Origin of the sequence: Streptococcus oralis subsp. dentisani, from assembly GCF_002096685.1 — a bacterium.
GTDB classification, from domain to species: Bacteria; Bacillota; Bacilli; order Lactobacillales; family Streptococcaceae; genus Streptococcus; species Streptococcus oralis_AD.
Window position 1 is genome coordinate 1 of record NZ_NCVA01000001.1, and the last position, 2,495, is coordinate 2,495.

Here is a 2,495-nt window from a genome sequence, read left to right on the forward strand (position 1 = left end):
TTGGAAAACTCAGAACCTAGAAATTCTAAGCCATTCTTTAAGCCAACAATCACGGGGTTATGAACATTATTGATTTCATTCGTAATCGCTTTCCCAACTTCTCCATGCATGGAATTACTGGTGATGATGGCATTCATCCCATTTTTAGCGGTATCCAACTGACTCTGAGCAGTCGCGACCATCTTCATATAGGCCTCTTGGGCTTTCTGAAGCTCCGCAATATCGACATAAAATCCCATTAGCCTTCCTCCTAGTGAACATAAAAAGCGAGGAATCAATATCTATTCTTCAATCTCCAAATTCATTTTCTTCGTCATCCAAGACTATTTCCCCTGAACTTTCCCATTCTTCTTTTGTGATTTCGCCACTTTGATACATGAAGTTTTTATTCAATTCAACTAAAATATCATCAAAGTCATCAAAACAATCGATTATCCCCCTAATTCCAGTTAATAGATTATAGAAAACAATAGTGTAATCTGAATTCTCTGAAGAGGAAATTGTAGTAATATCTATCTTGTTAAACAATCTTAATCCTTCATAAAAACGATCTTCATATTTTTTTAGAAAGATATTTATCGTATTGTCTATATCTCTGATACTTTCTTCTCTAAGTAGCACACCTTTATTATTCTCATTAAGAATAGTCAATCGTTTCATTACATCTTTTAACTCTGAACTAATCATTTTAATCTCCTCCCAGAAGCTAAATTAAATTTTTTACTATTAGAAGTTCCATCAAGATTAAGAACATCCTTTACTTTACCTCTTTTATTGAATACCTCAAAATGATCTTTATGCAGACCATCTAAGTACAATTTATCTCCTTTTTTCAAAATATCATCTATATCTTTAGTCACCTCATAAACACTTTGCCCGTCATATTGTTTCTTCGTCTTTCTAAGACTGCCCCTAATCTTTTTTCCAAAGTCTGTCTCAAAAAACTCCGACATATTATTGACAGCTTGTGTGACTCGCTCCGCCTTCCCAGAACCACCTACTCCTCGTACTACATCATCCGCCGGACAAAATCTTTAATGCGTTTAGAAAAACAATAAATATCTATTCTTTAATTTCCAGATTCATCGTCCTCATCGTCTAAAATTATTTCATCTGAACTGACTAACTCCTCTTTGGTAATTTCTCCCATTTTAAATCTGCGTCTTTTGTTTAGATCAAAAATTATTTCATGCAAATCTGCAAAGTAAGAAGAAAAGTTAGCCATCGAAGACAATAACTCGTAATAGAATTGACTGTATTGCTCATCAGCTATACTTTGATCAATTATTTCTTCCTTGAATGCTGAAATACCTGACATAAGCTCTTGAAAGTCATCAGATAGATTATCATCTATCAATTCTTTAAAATCTTTTAATTTTTTATTTTCTTCTAACGAGTATCCTAGCCTCGAATTGAATCGTTTACACACCTCATAAAGTTTATAGATTTCTTCCTTCAATGTAATTTCCTTCCTTTAGCTTTTAATAACTTATCTGTGTTTAAAGTACCATCAAGATTAAGTACAGATTTCAAATTACCACGTTTATCAAAAACTTCAAAATGGTCCATATGTAAACCATCCAAATACAGGTAATCTCCTTTGCGCAAATTTCTATCAACCTTCTCCATCACCTCATAAACACTTTGCCCGTCATATTGTTTCTTCGTCTTTCTAAGACTGCCCCTAATCTTTTTTCCAAAGTCTGTCTCAAAAAACTCAGACATATTATTAACAGCTTGTGTGACTCGCTCCGCCTTCCCAGAACCACCTACACCTCTCAAAACATCATCCGCATGTTTGCTTGAGAAGTGCATAACCTCACGTAGTGTCTTACTCTCAGCGCTGAAAGTAGGCATGGTTCCCATACCACCCGCAAAGGCAACTACCTCTTTACGGATACCGACTGGGATTCGGGTATCTAATAGTTTCTCGCCAAATTTCCCAATGACATTATTGCTCTTCACTAGGATATTGTCAACCTTTGATCCCCATTTTTCAACATTTGTGAGAATTCTTGCTTTGGTGCTGTTCTTGGCTAAGTTAATCATCTCAGCTGCCTTAGCTCCTAACTTGGTCCCCTTAGCCATCTTCCCTACAGCTGCTGGACCGACAAAAAGACTGGCAATCTCAAAGGTCAAGCCTCCTGCGTCATAGGCATCCATATGGGTAACTTTATCCCAAAGGGCTTTTCCGGTCTCTTGAGCACGATAAGCAGCCTTATCCGCATAGCTAGCATTGGGATCCTGGCCACGCTGAGCCGCTCCTGGATCAGTCAGAGCAGTGTAAGTTCCTACTCCTAACTCCACAAGGCTAGACAGGTTATCTGCCGTCCCTTTCAAGTCCCGCTTCATCCACTCTGGAGTTTGACCTCCTGTTAGGCGATTGACGCCATCAATACCGGCAATACCAATGATCTGAGTCAAATCTACAGCTCCGATGGCAGTCTCTGAAACCATACTTCCAGCTGCACCAATAAAACCTTCCGCAAACAGGA

The 2,495-nt window shown here is 37.8% G+C and carries 3 protein-coding genes and 2 pseudogenes; all 5 read right to left on the bottom strand.

The genetic code is table 11. The annotated features are described in order from the left end of the window. A pseudogene (locus B7705_RS00005) lies at nucleotides 1–239 on the bottom strand (T7SS effector LXG polymorphic toxin); the annotation flags it as partial. A gap of 49 nt (nucleotides 240–288) precedes the next feature. Beyond that, complete coding sequence (locus B7705_RS00010; RefSeq protein ID WP_084946661.1) at nucleotides 289–687, bottom strand: hypothetical protein; 399 nt, start codon at nucleotides 685–687, stop codon at nucleotides 289–291. Continuing rightward, nucleotides 684–953, bottom strand: coding sequence for a hemagglutinin (locus B7705_RS00015; RefSeq protein WP_084946664.1), 270 nt, complete (start codon nucleotides 951–953; stop codon nucleotides 684–686). The genes B7705_RS00010 and B7705_RS00015 overlap by 4 nt, the downstream gene beginning before the upstream one ends. 116 nt (nucleotides 954–1,069) lie before the next feature. Continuing rightward, on the bottom strand, nucleotides 1,070–1,459 hold the full coding sequence (locus B7705_RS00020) for a hypothetical protein (RefSeq protein ID WP_000656834.1): 390 nt from the start codon (nucleotides 1,457–1,459) through the stop codon (nucleotides 1,070–1,072). Further along, nucleotides 1,456–2,495: pseudogene (locus B7705_RS09860) on the bottom strand (hypothetical protein); the annotation flags it as partial. The pseudogene B7705_RS09860 and the gene B7705_RS00020, both read right to left, overlap by 4 nt.

What these genes read in the sequence shown, in the direction of transcription:
- B7705_RS00010 (WP_084946661.1), bottom strand. Translation starts at nt 687, where the DNA reads ATGATTAGTTCAGAGTTAAAAGATGTAATGAAACGATTGACTATTCTT.
- B7705_RS00015 (WP_084946664.1), bottom strand. Translation starts at nt 953, where the DNA reads ATGTCGGAGTTTTTTGAGACAGACTTTGGAAAAAAGATTAGGGGCAGT.